21 protein-coding genes are annotated in these 20212 nt (G+C 69.8%); 19 read left to right on the top strand and 2 right to left on the bottom strand.

Annotation, left to right across the window (positions count from 1 at the left end; translation table 11 throughout):
- Positions 1–8: 8 nt before the first annotated feature.
- The 3 genes from KUD94_RS07775 to KUD94_RS07765 are packed head-to-tail and all read left to right on the top strand — an operon-like array spanning position 9 to position 2526.
- Positions 9–536, top strand: coding sequence for a methylated-DNA--[protein]-cysteine S-methyltransferase (locus KUD94_RS07775; RefSeq protein WP_218236394.1), 528 nt, complete (start codon positions 9–11; stop codon positions 534–536).
- Positions 533–1519, top strand: coding sequence for an adenosylcobinamide-phosphate synthase CbiB (gene cbiB / locus KUD94_RS07770; protein WP_218236392.1), 987 nt, complete (start codon positions 533–535; stop codon positions 1517–1519). Before KUD94_RS07775 ends, cbiB begins: the two co-directional genes overlap by 4 nt.
- A complete protein-coding gene (locus KUD94_RS07765) occupies positions 1513–2526 on the top strand; it encodes an aminotransferase class I/II-fold pyridoxal phosphate-dependent enzyme (protein ID WP_255568651.1) in 1014 nt (337 codons plus the stop codon). Before cbiB ends, KUD94_RS07765 begins: the two co-directional genes overlap by 7 nt.
- Before the next feature lie 84 nt (positions 2527–2610).
- On the opposite strand, the gene KUD94_RS07760 is transcribed toward KUD94_RS07765, so the two are convergent.
- Positions 2611–3273, bottom strand: a complete 663-nt coding sequence (locus KUD94_RS07760; RefSeq protein WP_218236390.1) for a hypothetical protein — start codon at positions 3271–3273, stop codon at positions 2611–2613.
- Between the two features lie 249 nt (positions 3274–3522).
- On the opposite strand from KUD94_RS07760, the gene KUD94_RS07755 reads away from it, so the two are divergent.
- The 9 genes from KUD94_RS07755 to KUD94_RS07715 all read left to right on the top strand — a co-directional run bounded on the left by KUD94_RS07755 (position 3523) and on the right by KUD94_RS07715 (position 12513).
- Positions 3523–5001 carry a cobyric acid synthase gene (locus tag KUD94_RS07755; RefSeq protein WP_218236388.1) on the top strand — a complete coding sequence of 493 codons (1479 nt, stop codon included), beginning with the start codon at positions 3523–3525 and terminating at the stop codon, positions 4999–5001.
- 12 nt (positions 5002–5013) lie between these two features.
- Entirely contained in the window at positions 5014–6051 is a 1038-nt protein-coding gene (cobT, locus tag KUD94_RS07750) for a nicotinate-nucleotide--dimethylbenzimidazole phosphoribosyltransferase (RefSeq protein WP_218236386.1), read from the top strand.
- Positions 6048–6854 (top strand): adenosylcobinamide-GDP ribazoletransferase, encoded by an 807-nt coding sequence (cobS, locus tag KUD94_RS07745; protein ID WP_218236385.1) that lies wholly within the window; start codon positions 6048–6050, stop codon positions 6852–6854. The genes cobT and cobS overlap by 4 nt, the downstream gene beginning before the upstream one ends.
- Positions 6851–7399 carry a histidine phosphatase family protein gene (locus KUD94_RS07740; RefSeq protein WP_218236382.1) on the top strand — a complete coding sequence of 183 codons (549 nt, stop codon included), beginning with the start codon at positions 6851–6853 and terminating at the stop codon, positions 7397–7399. Before cobS ends, KUD94_RS07740 begins: the two co-directional genes overlap by 4 nt.
- 65 nt (positions 7400–7464) lie before the next feature.
- A complete protein-coding gene (locus tag KUD94_RS07735) occupies positions 7465–8334 on the top strand; it encodes a 2-keto-4-pentenoate hydratase (RefSeq protein ID WP_218236380.1) in 870 nt (289 codons plus the stop codon).
- 22 nt (positions 8335–8356) lie between these two features.
- Positions 8357–9592, top strand: coding sequence for an ion channel (locus tag KUD94_RS07730; protein WP_218236378.1), 1236 nt, complete (start codon positions 8357–8359; stop codon positions 9590–9592).
- Positions 9592–10653, top strand: coding sequence for a mechanosensitive ion channel family protein (locus KUD94_RS07725; protein ID WP_255569181.1), 1062 nt, complete (start codon positions 9592–9594; stop codon positions 10651–10653). The genes KUD94_RS07730 and KUD94_RS07725 overlap by 1 nt, the downstream gene beginning before the upstream one ends.
- A 53-nt stretch (positions 10654–10706) precedes the next feature.
- The gene (locus KUD94_RS07720; RefSeq protein WP_218239230.1) at positions 10707–11624 is read left to right on the top strand and encodes an alpha/beta hydrolase; all 918 of its coding nucleotides are present in this window, start codon (positions 10707–10709) and stop codon (positions 11622–11624) included.
- A gap of 4 nt (positions 11625–11628) precedes the next feature.
- Entirely contained in the window at positions 11629–12513 is an 885-nt protein-coding gene (locus KUD94_RS07715) for a YbgC/FadM family acyl-CoA thioesterase (RefSeq protein ID WP_218236374.1), read from the top strand.
- 236 nt (positions 12514–12749) lie between these two features.
- Here the strand turns inward: KUD94_RS07715 and KUD94_RS07710 are convergent, their stop codons facing one another.
- Entirely contained in the window at positions 12750–13979 is a 1230-nt protein-coding gene (locus KUD94_RS07710; RefSeq protein WP_218236373.1) for a S9 family peptidase, read from the bottom strand.
- Positions 13980–14191: 212 nt separating this feature from the next.
- On the opposite strand from KUD94_RS07710, the gene KUD94_RS07705 reads away from it, so the two are divergent.
- The 7 genes from KUD94_RS07705 (at position 14192) to KUD94_RS07675 (ending at position 20206) form a co-directional block, all read left to right on the top strand.
- Positions 14192–15547 carry a DUF3089 domain-containing protein gene (locus tag KUD94_RS07705; protein WP_218236371.1) on the top strand — a complete coding sequence of 452 codons (1356 nt, stop codon included), beginning with the start codon at positions 14192–14194 and terminating at the stop codon, positions 15545–15547.
- A 92-nt stretch (positions 15548–15639) separates the two neighbouring features.
- Positions 15640–16632 (top strand): endolytic transglycosylase MltG, encoded by a 993-nt coding sequence (mltG, locus tag KUD94_RS07700; RefSeq protein WP_218236369.1) that lies wholly within the window; start codon positions 15640–15642, stop codon positions 16630–16632.
- Positions 16629–17288: a dTMP kinase gene (gene tmk / locus KUD94_RS07695; RefSeq protein WP_218236367.1), complete on the top strand. Its 660-nt coding sequence runs from the start codon at positions 16629–16631 to the stop codon at positions 17286–17288. Before mltG ends, tmk begins: the two co-directional genes overlap by 4 nt.
- On the top strand, positions 17281–18315 hold the full coding sequence (gene holB, locus KUD94_RS07690; protein WP_218236365.1) for a DNA polymerase III subunit delta': 1035 nt from the start codon (positions 17281–17283) through the stop codon (positions 18313–18315). Before tmk ends, holB begins: the two co-directional genes overlap by 8 nt.
- 13 nt (positions 18316–18328) lie before the next feature.
- Positions 18329–18688 carry a PilZ domain-containing protein gene (locus KUD94_RS07685; RefSeq protein WP_218236363.1) on the top strand — a complete coding sequence of 120 codons (360 nt, stop codon included), beginning with the start codon at positions 18329–18331 and terminating at the stop codon, positions 18686–18688.
- A 43-nt stretch (positions 18689–18731) separates the two neighbouring features.
- Complete coding sequence (locus KUD94_RS07680; protein ID WP_218236361.1) at positions 18732–19541, top strand: TatD family hydrolase; 810 nt, start codon at positions 18732–18734, stop codon at positions 19539–19541.
- Complete coding sequence (locus KUD94_RS07675; RefSeq protein ID WP_218236360.1) at positions 19541–20206, top strand: ankyrin repeat domain-containing protein; 666 nt, start codon at positions 19541–19543, stop codon at positions 20204–20206. The genes KUD94_RS07680 and KUD94_RS07675 overlap by 1 nt, the downstream gene beginning before the upstream one ends.
- The last annotated feature ends 6 nt before the right edge of the window (positions 20207–20212 follow it).

The raw sequence follows: 20212 nt of genomic DNA, 5'->3' as shown, positions 1-20212 counted from the left end.
TGCTGCCCATGAGGCTGCTTTCCCACACCTACCCGACGCCGCTGGGCGAGATGACTGCGCTCATTTCCGAGCGCGGTCTGTGCCTGCTGGAATTTTCCGAAAACACCCGCGGCCTGGCGCGTGAAATCGGCCAGGTGCAGGCGGCGCGCGGCGGGCCCGCCGAGCCGGGCGAGAGTGCGCTCTCGCGCCAGCTCGGCCAGGAGCTGGCCGAGTACTTCGCCGGCCGGCGCCAGAACTTTACGGTGCCGCTGGACATGGTGGGCACGCCCTTTCAGCAAGACGTCTGGCGCGCGCTGCTGACCATCGCCTACGGGCAGACGCGCAGCTATGCCGCGCAGGCGCACCAGGTGGGGCGCCCTACTGCCATGCGCGCGGTGGCGGCGGCCAACGGGGCCAACAAGATCAGCATCGTCGTGCCCTGCCATCGGGTGATCGGCTCGGACGGCAGCCTCACCGGCTACGGCGGCGGTGTGCCGCGCAAGCACTGGCTGCTGGCGCTGGAGCGCGGCGAGCGCGATCTGCCCGTGCTGCATTGATTTTCTTCTCGGCATCGCCCGCATCGCTGGCGTGGCTGGCCCTGGTGCCGGCGCTGGCGCTGGTCATAGACCGCTCGCTGGGCGAGCCGGCTGCGCGCTGGCACCCCGTCGTCTGGATGGGGCGCTATCTTGCCTGGGCGGGCGCGCGCGTCGCGCCGCCGGCGGATCTGCCCGAGGCGGGGCGGGCGCCGGTGTTCTGGCGCGGTGCGGCGGCGTGGTGCCTGGGCGCACTGGCGGTGACGACCTTGGCCTTTGGGTTGCAGACCGGCGTTCTGCGCCTGCCCGACTGGGCCGGCGCACTGCTGCTGGCGCTGCTGCTCAAGCCTTTGCTCGCCTGGGCGCTGCTGCACGACGAGGTGCTGGCGGTGGAGCAGGCGCTGGCCCGTTCGCTGGCCGATGGCCGTGCGCAACTGGCGCGCCTGGTCAGCCGCGATGTGTCGGCGCTGAGCGAGGCCGAGGTGCGCGAGAGCGCGATCGAGAGCCTGGCGGAAAACCTCAACGATTCGCTGGTCGCGCCGCTGCTGTGGTTCATGCTGCTGGGCCTGCCGGGGGCGGCGCTGTTTCGCTTTGCCAATACCGCCGATGCAATGTGGGGCTATCGCGGCGCTCGCTCACTCGCGGGCGTGGCGCGCGACTGGACCTGGGCCGGCCGCTGGGCCGCGCGCGCCGACGACGTGCTGGCCTGGCTGCCCGCGCGCATCACCGCCGTCCTGCTGGTCGCCCTGGGCGTCTTGCGCGACTGGCGCCAGTTGCCCACACAGGCGCGGCGCACCCCTTCGCCCAATGGCGGCTGGCCCATGGCCGCCATGGCGCTGGCGCTGGGTGTGCGCCTGGGCAAACCCGGCGTCTACCGGTTGAACGAGACCGGGCGCAGCCCGCAGCCGGCCGACCTGCTGCGCGCCTGCGCCCTGGGCTCGCGCGTGGCCATCGCCGCCACTTTGCTGACCTGCGCCGCGCTGCTGGCGGGGGCCGCGCCGTGGTAGTGCCGCTGCATGGCGGGCCGGACGCGCTGGGCGTGCCGCTGCACGACTTGTCCACCAACGCCAACGCCTGCGGGCCCTACCGTGCTGCCGTGCAGGCGCTGCAAAACTGTGACGCCCGCCACTACCCCGACCCGGCCTACACCGCACTCACCGCGCAACTGGCCGCATGGCACGGCGTAGCGCCCGCGCGCATCGTGCTGGCCGAGAGCGCCAGCGCCTTCATCCAGCGCATCAGCCTGGCGCTGGCGCTGCAGGCGGGGCCGGGCGTGCGCGTGTGGCTGCCCGAGCCTGCCTATGGCGACTACGCCCGCGCCGCGCAGGCCGCAGGCTTGTTGCCCACGGAGGACGCGCAGGAGGCCGCGCTGCTCTGGGCCTGCGAGCCCGGCAGCCCGCTGGGCCAGGCCGAGCCGGGGCTGGCGCGGCGCGTGGATGCGCTGCGCGCCCATCAGACCCTGGTGCTGGATCAGGCCTACGAGCCGCTGCGCCTGAGTGGCGCGTCCAGCCTGAGCGCCGCGCAGTTGCAGCGCGTCTGGCGCCTCATTACCCCGAACAAGGCGCTGGCACTGACCGGCGTGCGCGCGGCCTATGCGATTGCGCCGGCGCCGGTGGATGAGCGCTTGCTGGCGCGGCTGCGTGCGCTCACGCCGTCCTGGCCGCTGGGCGCGCATGGCGTGGCGCTGCTGCAGACCTGGGCCACGCCCGCATGCCGGGATTGGCTGCAAACCTGCCACGAGACCCTGCGCGCCTGGAAGGCGCGTCAGCTGGCGCTGCTGCAGAGCCTGGGCTGGTGGACAGAGCCGAGCGAAGCCAACTTTTTCATAGCTTCTGGCGCTTGTGCAGCAAGCGATTCAGGCAGTTTTGACGTAAAAAAACTGCTCGCATCGCTGCGCCAGCGCGGCATCAAGCTGCGCGATGCCGAAAGCTTCGGCCTGCCCGGGCGCGTGCGCATGGCCGTGGTAGCGCCGCCGGTGCAGGATGCGCTGCTGGCTGCGCTGCAGGCGCACTGAGAAAGCCGCGCCGCGGCCTTGTCGGCCTGGGCGCGGCCGTGGGTACGCAAGCCCCTGGCGACGGGGCCGGTTAGCGGTGCGGCGTCAGTTGGCCTTGTCGGGGAACTGCTTGGCGATGCCGTCGGACAGCACGTCGGCGATCGCGTCCATGTGCGCCTGCATGGCTTTCCATTCGGCGTCCTGCTTGTCCTGCGGCGCTTTCTCGGCCATCAGATCGACTTGCGATTTGTGGTGGCCAAAGTGGGCGACCAAGCCGCTGTTCAAGTCCGCCTCTTTCCAGTTCGGGTTGGCACCGGCGAGGAATTTGGAGATCTCGCCGGCGTTGGCCACGGCGTCGTTCAAGGCCTTTTCCTCGCCCGCCTTGTTGCCCGCGTGCGCCGAGTCGGTCAGCGCCTTGACCGCGCCCCAGTGGCCGGCCAGCAGCTTGAGCAGCGCGTCGCCCGCAGGCTGGCCGTAAAAGCCCGCGACCGCGCCGCTGATGTCCTTGGCGTTGGCGACCACGGCGTCTTCGGCCTTCTTGGCCGCTGCCGAATCATTGGCGAACACCGCCAGCGCGTAGTCGCGCGTGGTGACTACGTGCCCATGCCAGAGCGCACGCATGGCCTTGTGCAGATTGGGCGCGGCGGGCGCAGCCTGCGTGGTAGCGGCGTGCGCGTGCCCCTGCGCCAGAGCCGGGGTGGCGACGCTGAAGCCCAGGCCGAGCAAGGCGGCGCAGGCAATGGCCAGTGTTTGCATCTTCATCTTCATGGTGAATTCTCCAAATCGTTGATGACGCCGCAGTGACAGGTTCATTGCGGCAACTCGTTTTTCTGGGGATGCATGGCATCCCTTGCGCTCATCGAGGCGAGTTGCAGCATTGGATGCGGCCTGAAGTCGGCGCGTTTCAACGATGCGGCAGCCGCTCGGTTACGCTGCGGGTTGCGTCCATTACAGCCTCGCCTCCATGACTCGACATCTCCCCCGCCGGATGACATCAATGCCATCAGCACTATCGTCATGAGCGCCCCTTGCATCATGGTGCTGGGCACCAGCAGCGGCGCGGGCAAGAGCTGGCTCGCGACCGCGCTGTGCCGCCACTACGCCAGCCAGGGCCTGAAGGTCGCGCCCTTCAAGGCGCAGAACATGAGCAACAACGCGCGCGTGGTGGCCGCGCCGGGCGGGGTGCAGGGCGAGATCGGCAGCGCGCAGTACTTCCAGGCGCTGGCCGCGCGCGCCGAGCCGGATGTGCGCATGAACCCGCTGCTGCTCAAGCCCGAGGCCGACACGCGCAGCCAGGTGGTGCTGATGGGGCAGGTCAGTGAAGAACTCTCGCGCCTGCCCTGGCGCGGGCGCAGCGAGCGCGTGTGGCCGACGATCGCCGGCGCGCTCGATGCGCTGCGCGCCGAGAACGACCTGGTGGTGATCGAGGGCGCGGGCTCGCCCGCCGAGATCAACCTGATGGCCAGCGACGTGGTGAACCTGCGCGTGGCGCGCCATGCCGATGCGCGCTGCCTGCTGGTCGCCGACATCGACCGCGGCGGCGCGTTTGCGCACCTGTACGGCACCTGGGCGCTGCTGGCGCAAGACGATCGCGCGCGCATCCAGGGCTTCGTGCTCAACAAGTTTCGTGGTGACGCGAGCCTGCTTGCGCCCGCGCCCGAGCAGTTGCGCCAGCTTACCGGCGTGCCGACGCTGGCGGTGGTGCCGATGCGCTTTGACCACGGCCTGCCCGAGGAAGACGGCGTGTTCGACGACCGCCCGGCCTGGGCTCCTTCCCCCAGTCCATTCACGCGCATTGCCATCGTCGCCTGGCCGCACATCAGCAATCTGGACGAATTCCAGCCCTTGAAGAACCTGCCGGGCGTGCAACTTCGCTGGGCGCGCTCTGGCGCCGAGCTGGCGGGGGCCGACTGGATCATCCTGCCCGGCAGCAAGGCCACGGTGTCGGACCTTGCCTGGCTGCGCGCGCGCAAGATGGATGCGGCGATTGCTCGCCATGCCGGGCAGGGTGCTCGGGTGCTGGGCATCTGCGGCGGCTTGCAGGTGCTGGGTGAGGCGCTGATCGATCCGCACGGTGTGGAGCCCGGCGGCTGTGGCCCGGGGCTGGGGCTGCTGCCGCTGGTCACGCGCTTTGCGCCGCGCAAGACCGTGCGCCGGGGAAGCTGGCGCTGGCCCGAGGTCGCCGGGCCGTGGGCGGCGCTCTCTGGCGTGGAATTTTCAGGCTACGAAATCCACAGCGGCCAGACCGTGCAGCACCCGGCGATGGCGGCCAAGGGCGACGTGGCGCGCACGCTGATCGAGGGCCTGGCCTGGCAGAACGGCGCGGGCAACGTGCTTGGCCTGTACGTGCACGGCCTGCTGGAAGACGCCGCCGTGCTGCGCGCGCTGTTCGGCGCCGACGCACGGCCGCTGGACGCGGTGTTTGACGCCCTCGCGGCGCAGGTATGCGAGGCGTTTGCGCCGGGCGCGCTTGATATGCTCGCCGCCCCCCGATAGAGGAAGCATTTCATGAGCCTGCCCCTGCCCGCCGTTCCCGCCATCGATGATCCCGATCTCGATGCCCGGCTGCAACGCAAGATCGATGGCAAGACGGTGCCGCACGGCGCGCTGGGCCAGTTGGCCGCGCTGGCGCGGCGCATCGCGCTGATCCTGGGCACGCTGGAGCCGCGCTTGGTAGAGCCCCAGCTCGTGGTCTTCGCCGCTGATCACGGCATCGCCGCGCGCGGCGTTTCGGCGTATCCGAGCGACGTGACCTGGCAGATGGTGGGCAACTTCCTCGCTGGCGGCGCGGCGGTGAGCGTGCTCGCGCGCCAGCACGGCATCACCCAGACCGTGGTCGATTGCGGCGTGCGCCACGATTTCGCGCCCGCCGAAGGTCTCGTCATCCGCAAGATCGCCCACGGCACGGCCGACAGTTCCAGCAGTCCCGCGATGACGCGCGATCAGTGCGCGCAGGCGCTGGCGAACGGCATGCAGTTGCTCAAGGATCTGCCGGGCAATGCCCTGCTGCTGGGCGAGATGGGCATAGGCAATACCAGCGCGGCAAGTTTGCTCGTGGCACGGCTTGCGGGCCTGGACATCGCGCAGGTGGTGGGCGCGGGCACGGGGCTCGACGCCGAGGGCATCGCGCGCAAGACGGCGGTGCTGCGCGGGGCGCTGGCGCGGCACGCCGGTGCCAGCGAGCCGCTGGATGCGCTCGCGGCGCTGGGCGGTTTCGAAATCGCCACGATGGTCGGCGCCATCGTGCAGGCCGCCAGCGAGCGGCGCGTGATCGTCGTCGATGGCTTCATCGCCAGCAGCGCGGTGCTGGTGGCGATGCGGCTGGCGCCAGCCGTGTTGCAGCGCTGCGTGTTCGCGCACCGCTCTGACGAGCGCGGACATGACCGGCTGCTGCAATGGCTGGGCGCGCAGCCCCTGCTGGATTTGCACCTGCGCGTGGGCGAGGGCAGCGGCGCGGCGCTGGCCTGGCCGCTGCTGGAATCGGCCTGCCGCATCCTCAACGAGATGGCGAGCTTTGAGTCGGCCGGGGTGTCGGACAAGCAATGAGCGAGGGCCTGCGCCACTTCCTGCTCGCGTTGCAATTCTTCACGCGCATTCCGGTGACCGGGCGCCTGGCCGCCTGGGTGGGCTACAGCCCGGCGATGCTCAACCGCGCAAGCGGGCATTTTCCCGGCGTCGGCTGGGTTGTGGGCGGTGTGGGCGCGCTGGTGCTGTGGGCCGCAGGCGCGCGCTTTGGCGCTTCGCCCCTGGGCGCGCTGCTGGCGGCCTTGCTCAGCCTGGCGGCGACCGCCTGGCTCACCGGCGCGTTTCATGAAGATGGCCTGGCCGATACCGGCGACGGCCTGGGCGGCGCCGTTGAGCGCGCGCGTGCGCTGGAAATCATGAAGGATTCGCGCATCGGCAGCTATGGCGCGGTGACGCTGGTGCTGGTGCTGCTGCTCAAGTGCACGCTGCTGGCGCTCTTGGTGCAGCAGGGCGCGGCGCGCGCGGCGCTGGCGCTCATGGGCGCGCAGGTACTCTCGCGCCTGGCGCCGCTGTGGGTGATGCGTCGGCTGCCCTACGTGAGCGAGAGCGGCACGGCCAAGTCCAAGCCGCTGGCGGATTCGGTCTCGGGCGCCAGTTTGGTGCTTGGTATTTTTTGGTCGATTCCGGCTCTGGCGCTGATGGGGCTTGCGCAAGGCGCTATCGGTTTGATGGCTGCCTTGCTGTTCTGGATGGTCATGCTGATGGCGCTGCTGCATCTCTTGCGCCGCCGCCTGCAGGGCTTTACCGGCGACACCCTGGGCGCCGTTCAGCAGTTGTGCGAGCTGGCGCTGTACTTGGGCCTGGCTTGCGCGGTGCTGCCGTGAAGCTGTGGCTGGTGCGCCATGCGCGCGTGGCGCTGCCCGAAGGCGTTTGCTATGGCGCGAGCGAGGTGCCCGCCGATCGCGCACACACCCGCGCGGCCGCCCGGGCCTTGGTGCAGGCTTGGCCGCCAATGCTAGCGGTGTGGCACTCTCCGCTATCGCGATGCGAGCTGCTTGCGCTGGATGCACAAGGGCTGCGGCCTGATTTGGTGCTCAAACCCGATGCGCGGCTGCGCGAGCTGGATTTCGGCGCGTGGGAAGGGCGGCCCTGGTCGGCGATCGAGCGTGCGGCTTTCGACGCCTGGCTGGCGGACTTCTCCCGCGCCCGCCCCGGCGGCACGGGCGAGAGCGTGGCCGCGCTGATGGCGCGCGTGGCGGCGGCTTTCGACGACTGGCTGGCGAGCGGGCGCGACGCGGCCTGGGTCACACATGCCGGGGTGGTCCGCGCCGCCAGCCTGATCGCGCGCGGCGTGCGCAGCGTGGCGCGGGCGAGCGACTGGCCGGTGCAGGCCGTGCCCTGGGGCGAAGCCCTCGTGATCGAGCGCTGACACGCCGCGCGCCGCGCTCGCGCTAGCATTGCCGCTTTCAACCGAGAGAAGAAGGAGACTGGCCCATGCGTTTCATCAAGACCCTGACCGCTGGCGCCGCCACGGCCATGCTGGCGCTCGGCGCGCAAGCCGCGTGCCTGAGCAACGCCCAGGTGCAGCAGATGGCGGACCACTACTTCGCCAAGACGCCCGCGCCCAATTTTGACAAGCAAAGCGACAAGGACGCCGCCTGCACGCGCGCCAGATTCAACAAGCTGCTGGCCGCGCACTACGGCAAGGTGGTGGGCTACAAGGCGGGCCTTACCAACCCCGCGACGCAAAAGAAGTTCAACACCAACCAGCCGACCTGGGGCGTGCTCTACGAGGGCATGATCCAGCCCAATGGCTTCACCACTGCGACCAATTTCGGCGCGCGGCCGCTGTTCGAGGCCGACATGCTGGTGCGCGTGAAGGACGCGGGCATCAACCAGGCCAGGACGCCTGAAGAAGTCATCGCGCACATCGACCAGGTGATTCCCTTCATCGAGCTGCCCGACCTGATCGTGCAGGCTCCCCCGAAGCTCGACGGCGCGGGCGTGAACGCGATCAACGTCGGTGCGCGCCTGGGCGTGGCGGGCACGCCGATCCCGGTGCCGGCCGCGGGCATGGACCGCTACGTCATGCTGGCGCAACTGGCCAACATGAACATCAAGGTCACCAACGGCCAGGGCGAGCAGATCGGCCAGGGCAAGGGCAGCGACATCCTGGAGCATCCGCTCAACGCCGTGGTCTGGCTGGCGCAGGCGCTGCGCAAGGAGCATCGCGCGATGAAGCCGGGCGACCTGATCAGCCTGGGTTCGTTCTCCGCGCTGATTCCGCCCAAGCCCGGGCTGTCCGTGACCGTGAGCTACGAGGGCCTTGCGGGCGCCCAGCCGGTGAAGGTGAACTTCCAGTAAGCGCGTGCGGCCCGTGCTCCCCATGGCCGGCTGGCAGCAGCGCCTGCTGCTGGTGGGCGGCCTGCAGCGCCTGCGCATTGCCGCCCAGCGCCTGCACCGCCTGGTGCGCGGGCCGCTGTGGTTTCCGCACCTGCCGCTGGCGCTGGCGCTGGGCCTGGGCGGGGTGTGGCTGCTGCAGGTGGACCTGGGCGCGCGCTGGCAGCCCTTCCTGCAAGACCTGCTTGCGGGCCAGCCGCAGATCACGCCCAGCCTGCTGCCGCCGCTGCTCATAGGCAGCGGCATGCTCACCATGGCTTTGGGCCTGCTGCTGCGCTCGCGCGTGGCCTGGGTGATGGCGCTGCTGCTGGCCGCCACGGCGGCGGTGAGCATGTTGTTTGGAACGCACCGAAACGGCCATCTGCTGCTGGGCTACTTCGTGCTGCTGCTGGTGCTGCTGTCGGCCGCCTGGCGCCAGTTCGACCATGCCAGCATCGCCGCGAGCACGCTGTTTGCGCTCACTTCCGTGGTGATGCTGGTGCTCTATGCCACTTTTGGCAACTACTACCTGGGCGCGCAGTTCAAGCCGCCCATCACCGACCTGGTGAGCGCGCTGTACTTCGCGATGGTGACCATGACCACAGTCGGCTATGGCGACATCGCGCCCGCGACCAGCGAGGCGCGGCTGTTCACCGTGTCGGTGATCGTGCTGGGCGTGGCGGTGTTTGCCACTTCGCTCACTGCAGTGATAGCGCCCATGGTGGGCAACAGCCTGCAGCGCATCGTCAATCGCAAGGGAGGGCGCATGAAGCGCGAACACCATTTCGTCGTCATCGGCAACACGCCGCTGGCGGTCAACACCTGGCGCGAGCTGGTGCGCCGTGGCCAGAACGTCACCCGCCTGCTGCGCCAGGTGCCGGTCGAAGAGCCGGGCGAGGTGGACCTGGTGGTGGGCGACCCCGGCAGCGTCGAGGTGCTGCGCGAAGCCGGCGCGCACCAGGCGAGCGCGGTGATGGCCATGCTCGACGACGATTCGGAAAACGCCTTCGTCGTGCTGGCGGTGCGCGAGCTCGGCGGCAGCGCGCGCACCGTGGCGGCGGTGAACGATGCGGCGCACCTGGCGCGCGTCAAGCTGGTGCAGCCGGATGTGGTGATCGCTCCGCAGATCCTGGGCGGTGAACTGGCCGCCATGCTGGTCTGCGGCGAGGAGGTGAAGGCGGACTTTGTCATGCAGCGTGTGTTCCAGAAGAGCGCCGCTGCACCACAGGGAGAAGGGGCTTGATGCAGGTGCAGGACTGGTGGAAGGAGCCGCTGTGGCTGGGTGAAACCGCGCTGGCCTGGGCGCTGGCGCTGGCGGCGGCGCTGCTGGCCTACGTGCTGGTGCATGCGCTGGCCGTGCTGCTGGCTCGGCGGCTGGAAAAGCTTGCGCGCCAGCGCCCGGGCAGCGCGCTCACCATCGCCGAGGCGGTGGTCAAGGCCACGCGCGGCTGGCTGCTGCTGCTGCTGAGCGTGGCGGTGGCGCTGCGCACGCTGCACCTGTCGCGCCCGCTGCCCGAGGTGCTGAGCCAGCTCATCTACGTGCTGGTGGGCGTGCAGCTGGCGTTGTGGCTGTCGCGCCTGCTGGTGTGCTCGCTGGAGCACCTGGCGCACCAGGACGGCGCGCCGCGCAACCCGGTCATGCTGGGCATCATCAAGTGGAGCACCCAGCTCGTCGTCTGGGTGGTGTTGCTGCTGTCGGTGCTGTCCAACGCCGGGGTCAACGTCAACGCCTTCATCGCCAGCCTGGGCATTGGCGGCGTGGCGGTGGCGCTGGCGGCGCAAAGCGTTCTCGGTGATCTGCTGGCTTCGATCAGCATCGGCCTGGACAAGCCCTTCGAGGTGGGCGAATACATCGCCTTTGACGACATCTCGGGCACGGTGAGCCACGTGGGCATCAAGAGCACGCGCATCGCCTCGCTCTCGGGCGAGGAGCTGGCCATCTCCAACGCCCAGTTGCTGGGCAAGCTGGTGCACAACTACGCACGCATGCAAGAGCGGCGCGTGGCCTATCGGCTGAGCATTGCGCTCGATACGCCGCGCGCGCAGGCCGAGCGCATCGTGCCCGAAGTGCGCGCGCTCATCGAGGCGATGGAGACGGTGCGCCTGGACCGCGCGCACCTGATCGGCTTTGGCAGCAGCGCGCTCGACTATGAATTCATCTACTACGTGCTCAGCCCCGACTTTGCGCTGCACCGCGACGTGCAGCAGCAGATCACGCTCGGCATCCTGGCGCTGCTCGAGCGCCTGCAGGTGCGCCTGATCACCCCCACGCGCGTGCTGCACGCGGCCGAGGAGCCGCATTGAACGCCCCGCCCGCCGCCGACACCGGCTTTGCCGCCCTGGCGCTGACGCCGCAGATGCGCGCGGTGCTCAAGGGCATGGCACGCGCCGCGCGCCCCTTGCTGCACACCCTGGAGCCGGCGGCCGCGCGCGCCGCCTACGCCGCCGGCGCCGGCGTGCTCGAAATCGACCCGGCGCAGCTTGCCCGCGTGCAAGAGCTGCGGCTGCCCGCACGCGACGGCGCGCGCCTGCCCGCGCGCCTGTACGCGCCCGACGCCAGCCAGGCGCTGCCGCTGCTGCTGTACCTGCACGGCGGCGGCTTCACCATAGGCAGCGTGCAGACGCACGACGTGCTGTGCCGCGAGCTTGCGCACCTGAGCGGCGCGGCGGTGGTGTCGCTGGACTACCGGCTCGCGCCCGAGCACCGCTTTCCCACGGCCAGCAACGACACCTGGGACGCGCTCGAGTGGCTGGCGGACAACGCTGCCGAGCTCGGGCTCGACGCCACGCGCTTGGCGGTCGGCGGCGACAGCGCGGGCGGCACGCTGGCGGCGGCCGCGGCCATCATGGCGCGCGACGCCGGGCTCGAGCTTGCGCTGCAATTGCTCTTCTACCCCGGCACCACAGCGCACCAGGACACGCCCTCGCACGCGCGCTTTGCCGACGGCCCCATCCTGGGCAAGGCCGCGATCGACTGGTTTTTTGCCAACTACATCGACCAGGACCAGCGCGAAGACTGGCGCTTTGCACCGCTGCTCGCGCCCGATCTCGAAGGCCTGGCGCCCGCCTGGATAGGGCTGGCGGAGTTCGACCCGCTGGTCGACGAGGGCATCGCCTGGGCCGACCGCCTGCGCATGGCGGGCGTGGCGGTCGATCTGGAGATATACCGCGGCGTAACCCACGAATTCATCAAGATGGGCCGCGCGCTGCCCGAGGCGCGCCGCGCCCACCACGACGCCGCGCAGGCCTTGCGCAGCGCCTTTGCACTGGACTGAAACCATGAACAAGCCCCGCGACTACCGCTGCCACCTGCGCCTGCGCGTGCGCTGGTCGGAAATCGACGCGCAGGCCATCGTCTTCAACGCCCACTACCTGACTTACGCCGATTGCGCCATCACCGAATACTGGCGCGCGCTGGCGCTGCCCTACGAGTCGACGATGCGCGCACTCGGCGGCGAGGTCTATCTGAAGAAGGCGAGCGTTCAATACCACGCCTCGGCCCGGCTCGACGACGTGCTGGACATCGGCATGCGCTGCGCGCGCGTGGGCACGAGCTCCATGGTGTTTGACTGCGGCATCTTCCGCGCCGATGCGCTGCTCGCCTCGGTCGAGCTGGTCTACGTCTTTGCCGACCCTGCCACCCAGAGCAAGCGCGCGGTGCCGCCAGCGCTGCGCGCGCTGTTCGAAGATTACGAGGCCGGCGGCGAGATGGTGCGCCTGCGCGTAGGCAGCTGGGCCGAGCTTGGCGCCGCCGCCACGCCGCTGCGCACCAGCGTCTTCGTGCAGGAGCAGGGCGTGGCGCCCGAGATCGAGATGGACGCGCTCGACGCCCAGGCGCTGCACGCCGTCGCCACCAACCGCCTGGGCCACGCGGTGGCCACCGGGCGGCTGCTGCCCGCCGAAGCGGGCGAGGGACGCATAGGCCGCATGGCGGTGGAGCGCACGCTGCGCGGCCAGCGCTACGGCCGGCTGCTGCTGGACGCGCTGGTGCAGGCCGCCCGCGAGCGCGGCGACGCCAGCGTGCTGCTGCACGCCCAATGCCATGCCCGCGGTTTTTACGAGCGCGCCGGCTTCACGCCCGAAGGCGAGGTGTTCGAGGAGGCGGGCATTGCGCACGTGGCGATGCGAAGACACTTGAATCCGACACCTGCCGTGCCTGTCTGACAGACGTCAGAGTTCTGTCATCGCTGTTCCCGGTGATCCTGAGCCCGGCGTTGTAGTCGCCTTGGATCAGCCTTTGCACCTCGACGAAGACGTCGGCCGGCCGGATGAGCAGCGGTCTGTCGGAGCGCAAACTGGCCACTGCCTGCCCGCCACATCCAGCATGGCCTGCGCTCGGTGATGTACCGAAGCGCGCGGAAGTGAAGCCACAGGTCACGCTCGCTGGCGGCAAAGCCGTATCAGGCGAAGGTCTCGTCCAGCCAGTCCATCGACACCGCCGCCGAGTAGGCCAGGTTGGTGTTCTGGCAGTGCGCGTCCGCGCCTTCGTCGGCGGTGAAGACGTGCTGGCGTACCGGGCCGCCGACGTGCTGGCAGAAATGCTCGCTTTGTGCCAGCGGGTCCTTGCCTTCGCCTTCGCCGACCAAGGCCAGCGAAGGGCAGCGGATGCGGACCAGAGCCTCGTCCGCGACGTGAAATTCGCGCAGGCGCTGGTAGGCGGCTTTGAAGCTTGTCCGCCCCAGACGCAGCATCAGATTGCGCATCATGGTGCGCGTTTGCGGCGGGACGGCTGCATCGGGCAGGTGGTCGATATCCTGCAGGCGAACGTCCTCGCTGTCGGGCAGCTCGGCCGGATCGAACCCGACGAATGAGGCCATGTAGCGGTGCAGGTCGATGATGGGCGAATTGGGGATGAGCGCGCGCACCCGGTCGTCGTGCGCGGCGATGCGGGTCGAGAAATAGCCGCCGAAGCTGATGCCCATCAGCGCCAGGCGGTCAGGGTCGGTCTGCGGACGTGCCAGCACGTGATCGAGCGCGACGCGGCCGATGCGCTCGAACTCGGGGATGAAGTGCACCATCGGATAGAAGCGCAAGGTATCCATCTGCCCCGGGCCGGTGAAGAGCATCAGGTGGTAGCCGCGTTCGAGCGCCGCGTAGCCATAAGCAAGCCACGTCTCTTCCAGCGTGCCGTCGTAGCCGCTGATGATCATCAGCGTCTTGTTCTTGCCACTGCCGGCGTTCGGGGAAGGAAAGTAGTAGGCGGGCAGTGCCAGGTCGTCCAGCGGCAGCGAGAACGCCTCGCAGGCCACGCCCCGCGCGCGCAGCGCCGCCAGGAAGCACTCGCGGCTCTGGAGCCCGAGCCGGGCGTGCCGGGGATCGTTGACCGCGCAGTAGTACTCGGCCGCGCGGTAGTTGTTGCTGGCCACGAGGTATTGATCGGCGGCGCTCAGCAGGTGCTGGCGCGCCAGGCGGGCCGCCGCGTCGGTTTGCTGGCGCTGGCCGGCCGCGGTGAACTCGTTGACCCAACTGGCCGGATCGGCATTCTTGATGCGCTGCGCCAGCGCCAGGCATTCGCCGACCGAGGCGCCCCCATAGCGCACGGCGCCAAGCTGGCGCATGAGTTGATAGTCCATTTCCGCGTCGGCAAAACCGGCAACCCGTGTGCGACTGCGCTCCAGTTTGGTATCCATGGGGGGCTCCGAAGTGGGGGTGGGCTGTGTTGCCCACGACAAGGCGGGCGCGAGCGAGCTGGCGGCCAGCGCGCGCAGGACGTCGCGTCGCGCTGGCCAGGGCGGGTTGATTCTTGACACGGGGCGCCTTTCCAAATCTTGACATGACGCAAAGAATTGCCAAGCGGAATTTTTATGATGGTTTGTTTCTTTGTTCGGGTAAAGGCAAAACCATGGTCGCCTTGATTTGGGTCAATTTCCGCTGCGCCGCCATCGGCCTGGCTTTCGCGCTTTTTTGCGGCGTGGCGTTGCATGCGCAAGACCTGGCGCCGTTGGATTACGCGCGCGACGACGCCTGGCTGGCGCTGCCCGGCAAGACCTCGGTCGCGAGCCGCGTGCCCGCAGGCAGCGGTTTCAGCAACCTGCAGGGTGTGGCCAAGGCTGATGTGTTCTACATCCATCCCACTACCTCGGTCAGCCGCAAGGACGTGCTGAACACGCCCATAGACGACCCCGAGGTGGTCGAGATGGACGCAATCATGCTGATGACGCAGGCCACGCCGTTCAACGGCATCGCGCGCGTCTACGCGCCGCGCTATCGCCAGACCGCGCTGCATGTCTACTTTCTCTCCGAGGAGGAGCAGCAGGTACCGAGCAACCGGGCCTATGCCGACGTCAAGGCGGCGTTCGAGTTCTACGTCCGCAACCACAACCATGGCCGTCCGTTCTTTCTGGTAGGGCACAGCCAGGGCGCCAACCACGCGCAGCGCCTGCTCAGCGAGGTGATCCAGGGCCAGCCGATTCAAGAGCGCCTGGTGGCGGCTTACATCCCGGGCATTCCGCTGCCGCGCTCGGTGTTTCGCGATGACCTGCGCCAGATACCGCCATGCCACCAGCCAGCGCAGATCGGCTGCGCTGCCGTCTGGGGCAGCTTTGGCATGGGCGGGGGTGACGATCTGATGGAGTGGTCGGACGTGGTGCACTGGGATGCTGCCGGCCAGCGCTGGACCGCGCGCCATGGCGCGCAGATGGAGAACATCAACCCCGTGAGCTGGAGCAAGCGCCAGCCGCGCACGCCCGCTTCCGCGCACCGGGGCGCCGCGCCCTTTGGCAAGACGCGAACCACGTTTTTCACCAATCCCTTGGCGGGGCTGGTGAACGTGAGCGACGAACGCGGCTATGCCTTCGTCTCGCCATTGCTGCCCAAGGAGCTGTTTGACGACGGCGGGCTCTTTGGGGGCGAGAACTACCACGTGTTCGACATCAGCCTGTTCTGGGTCGATATCCGCGAAAACGCCCGCCTGCGCCTGAACACCTTCCTGCGCCAGCGCGACGATGTGCAAGTGCCGCTCATCGGCCCGACGGCAGCGCTTGCGGTAGAGCGCGGCAAGCCGGTGCGCTGGCGCGTGCGTACGGCCACGCGAGCCAGCCGTTTTTGGGCCGACGGCTTGCCGCAAGGCCTGCGTTTGAACCAGCAGACCGGCGTGCTCGAAGGCAAGGCACATGCGCCGGGCACGTATGCGGTGCTGCTGCATGCCCGCAACGCGCGGGGCACGGACACGGCGGAACTCTCGCTCACGGTGCGCTGATCCGGCGCGTGCCGCGTGCCGCGTGGCGCGGCCTGGGCAGGTGGCTGAATTACCATAGTCGGCTTCCTCAGCTCTTGCAGCACCGCCTCCGGATGCGCCGATTTTTCCTTTCCCTTTTGTTGCTCGCCGCCGTGCTGGCTGCTGCCTGCGCGTGGTGGCTGAACGCGCCGCTGCCGCTGGCCCAGGGGCAGGCGCTGGAGCTGGAGATCGAACCCGGCACCACGCCGCTGGGCGTGGCGCATGCGGCCGCCGGGGCGGGCGTGCAGGTGCCGCCGCGCCTGTTGTGGCTGTGGTTTCGCCTCTCGGGCAAGGACCGCCAGATCAAGGCCGGCAACTACGAGATTCCGCCGGGCACCACGCCGCGGCTGCTGTTGCGCAAGCTGGTGCGCGGCGACGCCAGCATGCGCAGCCTCACGCTGATCGAGGGCTGGACCTTCCGCCAGGTGCGCGCCGCGCTGGCGCATGCCGACGGGCTCAAGCCCGACAGCGCCGGCATGGACGACGCGGCGCTGATGGCCGCGCTCGGGCGCCCGGGGCTGGCGCCCGAGGGGCGCTTCTTTCCGGACACCTATGCCTACGTGCGGGGCAGCAGCGACATGGCCGTGCTGGCCCGCGCGCTGCGCCAGATGGACCGGCGCCTGGAGGCCGCCTGGGCGGCGCGCGCGCCCGAGCTGCCGCTCAAGAGCCCGGAGCAGGCGCTGATCCTCGCGAGCATCGTCGAGAAGGAAACCGGGCGCGCGCAGGACCGCGCGCAGATCGCCGGTGTCTTCATCAACCGCCTGCGCCTGGGCATGCTGCTGCAGACCGACCCCAGCGTGATTTACGGCATGGGCGAGAAATTCGACGGCAACCTGAGAAAGCGCGACTTGCAGACCGACACCCCCTGGAACACCTACACCCGGCCGGGCCTGCCGCCCACGCCGATTGCCATGCCCGGGCGCGCCGCGCTGCTGGCGGCGGTGCAGCCCGAGCCGACCAAGGCGCTGTACTTCGTGGCGCGCGGCGACGGCAGCAGCCATTTCAGCGCCTCGCTGGACGAACACAACCGCGCGGTCAACCGCTACCAGCGCGCAGGGGGGAAATGATGCGCGGACCATTCATCAGCTTTGAAGGCATAGACGGCGCGGGCAAGTCCTCGCACCTCACCACGCTGGCCGATGCGCTGCGCGCGGCCGGGCGCAGCGTGCTGCTCACGCGCGAACCGGGCGGCACGCCGCTGGCGGAAAAGCTGCGCCAGTTGCTGCTGTACGAGCGCATGGACGTGCTCACCGAGGTGCTGCTGGTCTTTGCCGCGCGCCGCGAGCATCTGGTGCAGGTGATAGGGCCTGCGCTGGCGCGCGGCGACGTGGTGCTGTGCGACCGCTTCACCGACGCGAGCTTCGCCTACCAGGGCGCAGGCCGCGGCTTTGACCGCGCGGAACTATCAAAATTGGAGCTCCTCGCGCAGACTGGCATTGCGCCAGAGCCTGATTTGATGCTGCAACCCGATTTGACCTTGTGGTTCGACCTGCCGGCCGAGCTGGCCGCCGAGCGCCTGGCCGGCACGCGCGCGCCCGACCGCTTCGAGACCCAGCCCCAGGCCTTCTTTGCCCGCGTGGCGCGCGGCTACGCCGAGCGCGCGGCGCAGGCCGAAGGGCGCATGGTGCGCATCGACGCCGCGCAGCAGCGCGAACACGTCGCAAGCCAGATGCTGGCTGCGGTGGCCGCGCGCGGCTGGCTCGGGGGCGCTGGCCGTGGCTGAAGCCGCCGCAGCGCTTGCCCCGTGGCTGCAGCGCCAGCGCCAGCAGCTGCTCGCGCAGCGCGGCCACGCCTGGCTGCTGCACGGCCCCTCGGGCCTGGGCCAGTACACGCTGGCGCTGGAGCTGGCGCGCGCCTGGCTGTGCGAATCGCCCACGCCCGCGGGCGCCTGCGGCCAGTGCGCCAGTTGCCACGGCATTGCGGTGCGCACCCACGCCGACCTGCGCGTGCTCATGCCCGAGGTGCAGATGCAAGAGCTGGGCTGGCCGCTGCCCGAAAAAGCCCAGGCCGAGCTGGACGAGAAAAAGCGCAAACCCAGCCGCGAGATCCGCGTGGACGCGCTGCGCGACGCGGTGGAATTCGCCCAGCGCACCAGCGCGCGCGGGCGCGGCAAGGTGGTGCTGATCTACCCGGCCGAGCAGATGAATGCGATCAGCGCCAACGCGCTGCTCAAGACCCTGGAAGAGCCGCCCGGCGAGGTGCGCTTCGTGCTCGCAAGCGAAGCCGCGCACCAGCTGCTGCCTACCATCCGCAGCCGCTGCCAGGCGCACGCGCTGCACTGGCCCGCGCCGCAGGAGGCGCTGGACTGGCTGCACCAGCAGGGCGTGGCCCCGCAAGCCGCCGAGGTCTGGCTGCGCGCCGCGGGCGCGCGCCCGGACGACGCGCTGGCCCTGGCGCGCAGCGGCCGCAGCCCCGAGGCCTGGGCGCGCATTCCGCGCGCGCTCGCCGCGGGCGACCACGCGGCGCTGGCCGAGCTGACGCCGCCGCAGCTCGTCACGGTGCTGCAAAAGCTCTGCCACGACCTGCTGGTGCTGGGCGTGGGCGGCGCGCCGCGCTACTTTGCCGCGGCCGACCTGCCGGCGCCGGCGCAGTTGCCCTCGCTGGCGGTGCTCACCCGCTGGGGCGCGCTGCTGCGCCAGGAGGCGCGCAGCGCCGAGCACCCCTACAACGCCGGGCTGATGCTGCAGGCGCTGGTAGCGCAGGCGCGCGAGGCCCTGGCGCTAAACTTGCCGCACCCTCACCGCCGCTGAAGCCCCACTCGCCATGGCCACACCCGCCAATGCCCCGCGCCCCAGCGTGATGCAGCTCAACATCAAGGACAAGACGCAGTTGTTCATGTCCTACATCCGCCTGTTCAAGGAGGGTGGCATCTTCGTGCCGACCACGCGCGAATACCGCCTGGGCGACGATGTCTACGTGCTGCTGTCGCTGCCCGAGCAGGCACAGCGCTACCCGGTGGCCGGCAAGGTCGCCTGGATCAACCCGGCGCGCGTGGGCGGCGGGCGGGTGCAGGGCGTGGGCGTGCGCTTTCCCGCCGATGAAAAATCCCAGCAGCTCAAGGCCAGGATAGAGGAGCTGCTGGGCAGCGCCCTCGGCGCCGACCGCCAGACCCAGACGCTCTGAGCTCCTACCCCTGGCCGGCCCGCGCGCCGGCCGCCCGTGTCGCATGTTCGTAGATTCCCATTGCCATTTGAACGACCCGCTGCTGCGCCCGCAGCTTGCCGACATCCGCGCCGCCATGCAGGCCGCGCAGGTGGACCGGGCGCTGTGCATCTGCACCACGCTGGAAGAATTCCCTGAGGTGCACGAGCTGGCGCTCACGCACGACAACTTCTGGGCCTCGGTCGGCGTGCACCCCGAAACCGAGGACATGGCCGAGCCCGCTGTCGATGAGCTCATCCGCCTGGCCCGGCTGCCGCGCGTCGTGGCCGTGGGCGAGACCGGGCTGGACTACTACCAGATGGACGAGCGCAAGGGCGGACGCACCGTGGCCCAGATGGACTGGCAGCGCGAGCGCTTTCGCAACCACATCCGCGCGGCGCGCGCGGCGCAGCGCCCGCTGGTGATCCACACGCGCAGCGCCAGCGCCGACACGCTGGCCATCCTGCGCGACGAGGGCGAGGACGGCGGCCCCGCCAGCGCGGGCGGCGTGTTCCACTGCTTCACCGAAACCCTGGAGGTGGCGCGCGCCGCGCTCGAACTGGGCTACTACATCTCGTTTTCCGGCATCCTCACCTTCAAGAAGGCGCAGGAGCTGCGCGAGGTCGCCGCTTTCGTGCCGCTCGATCGCATGCTGATCGAAACCGACAGCCCCTATCTCGCGCCCGTGCCCATGCGCGGCAAGGTCAACAACCCGTCCTACGTGCCCTACGTGGCGCAGCAGATCGCGCAGGTGCGCGGCGTCGAGGTGGGCCTGATCGCCGAGGCCACCAGCCGCAACTTCGAACGCCTCTTCCTGGCGGGGCAGGCTGCGTGATGCGCCGGCGGGCCTTGCTGCTGGCGGGCGCCGCACTGGCCGGTGCGCAGGTGCACGCCGGCGCCTGGGAAGACTTCTTTCAGGCCATCGAACTCGACGATGAGCGCACCGTCGCCAGTCTGCTGCGCCGCGGCTTTGATCCCAATGCGCGCGACGCGCGCCGCCAGCCGGCGATCACCGTGGCGCTGTTCAAGGATTCACGCAAGGCGGCGGCGGTGCTGCTTGCCAGCCGCCGGCTGCAGGTGGAAGCGCGCAACGCCAAGGACGAAAGCCCGTTGATGATGGCGGCGATGCGCGGCAACCTGCAGGCCGCGCGCACCCTGATCGCGCGCGATGCCGACGTGAACAAGACCGGCTGGACGCCGCTGCACTACGCCGCCAGCAGCAGCGCCGACAGCGCGGCCGACATGGTGCGCCTGCTGCTGGAGCACGCTGCCTACATCGACGCCGGCTCGCCCAACGGCAGCACGCCGCTGATGATGGCGGCGCAGTACGGCCAGATCGACGTGGCGCGCCTGCTGCTGGCCGAAGGCGCAGACCCGAGCATCAAGAACCAGCAGGGCCTGAGCGCGCTGGACTTCGCGCGCAAGGCCGAGCGCGACGGCCTGGTGCAAGACATCGTGCGCGCCATGCAGCGCCAACGCCCGAACAAGGGCCAGTGGTAGCGCTAC

The organism is Comamonas sp. NLF-1-9, assembly GCF_019195435.1.
Lineage (GTDB): Bacteria > Pseudomonadota > Gammaproteobacteria > Burkholderiales > Burkholderiaceae_C > Comamonas_C.
Note: the sequence above shows the minus strand (reverse complement) of the source record. Positions and strands in the feature narration are given on the sequence as shown.

Coding starts and splice junctions, on each gene's coding strand:
- KUD94_RS07775 (WP_218236394.1), top strand. CDS start 9: ATGAGGCTGCTTTCCCACACCTACCCGACGCCGCTGGGCGAGATGACT.
- KUD94_RS07760 (WP_218236390.1), bottom strand. CDS start 3,273: ATGAAGATGAAGATGCAAACACTGGCCATTGCCTGCGCCGCCTTGCTC.
- KUD94_RS07755 (WP_218236388.1), top strand. CDS start 3,523: ATGAGCGCCCCTTGCATCATGGTGCTGGGCACCAGCAGCGGCGCGGGC.
- cobT (WP_218236386.1), top strand. CDS start 5,014: ATGAGCCTGCCCCTGCCCGCCGTTCCCGCCATCGATGATCCCGATCTC.
- cobS (WP_218236385.1), top strand. CDS start 6,048: ATGAGCGAGGGCCTGCGCCACTTCCTGCTCGCGTTGCAATTCTTCACG.
- KUD94_RS07735 (WP_218236380.1), top strand. CDS start 7,465: ATGCGTTTCATCAAGACCCTGACCGCTGGCGCCGCCACGGCCATGCTG.
- KUD94_RS07730 (WP_218236378.1), top strand. CDS start 8,357: ATGGCCGGCTGGCAGCAGCGCCTGCTGCTGGTGGGCGGCCTGCAGCGC.
- KUD94_RS07725 (WP_255569181.1), top strand. CDS start 9,592: ATGCAGGTGCAGGACTGGTGGAAGGAGCCGCTGTGGCTGGGTGAAACC.
- KUD94_RS07720 (WP_218239230.1), top strand. CDS start 10,707: ATGCGCGCGGTGCTCAAGGGCATGGCACGCGCCGCGCGCCCCTTGCTG.
- KUD94_RS07715 (WP_218236374.1), top strand. CDS start 11,629: ATGAACAAGCCCCGCGACTACCGCTGCCACCTGCGCCTGCGCGTGCGC.
- KUD94_RS07710 (WP_218236373.1), bottom strand. CDS start 13,979: ATGGATACCAAACTGGAGCGCAGTCGCACACGGGTTGCCGGTTTTGCC.
- KUD94_RS07705 (WP_218236371.1), top strand. CDS start 14,192: ATGGTCGCCTTGATTTGGGTCAATTTCCGCTGCGCCGCCATCGGCCTG.
- mltG (WP_218236369.1), top strand. CDS start 15,640: ATGCGCCGATTTTTCCTTTCCCTTTTGTTGCTCGCCGCCGTGCTGGCT.
- tmk (WP_218236367.1), top strand. CDS start 16,629: ATGATGCGCGGACCATTCATCAGCTTTGAAGGCATAGACGGCGCGGGC.
- KUD94_RS07685 (WP_218236363.1), top strand. CDS start 18,329: ATGGCCACACCCGCCAATGCCCCGCGCCCCAGCGTGATGCAGCTCAAC.
- KUD94_RS07680 (WP_218236361.1), top strand. CDS start 18,732: ATGTTCGTAGATTCCCATTGCCATTTGAACGACCCGCTGCTGCGCCCG.
- KUD94_RS07675 (WP_218236360.1), top strand. CDS start 19,541: ATGCGCCGGCGGGCCTTGCTGCTGGCGGGCGCCGCACTGGCCGGTGCG.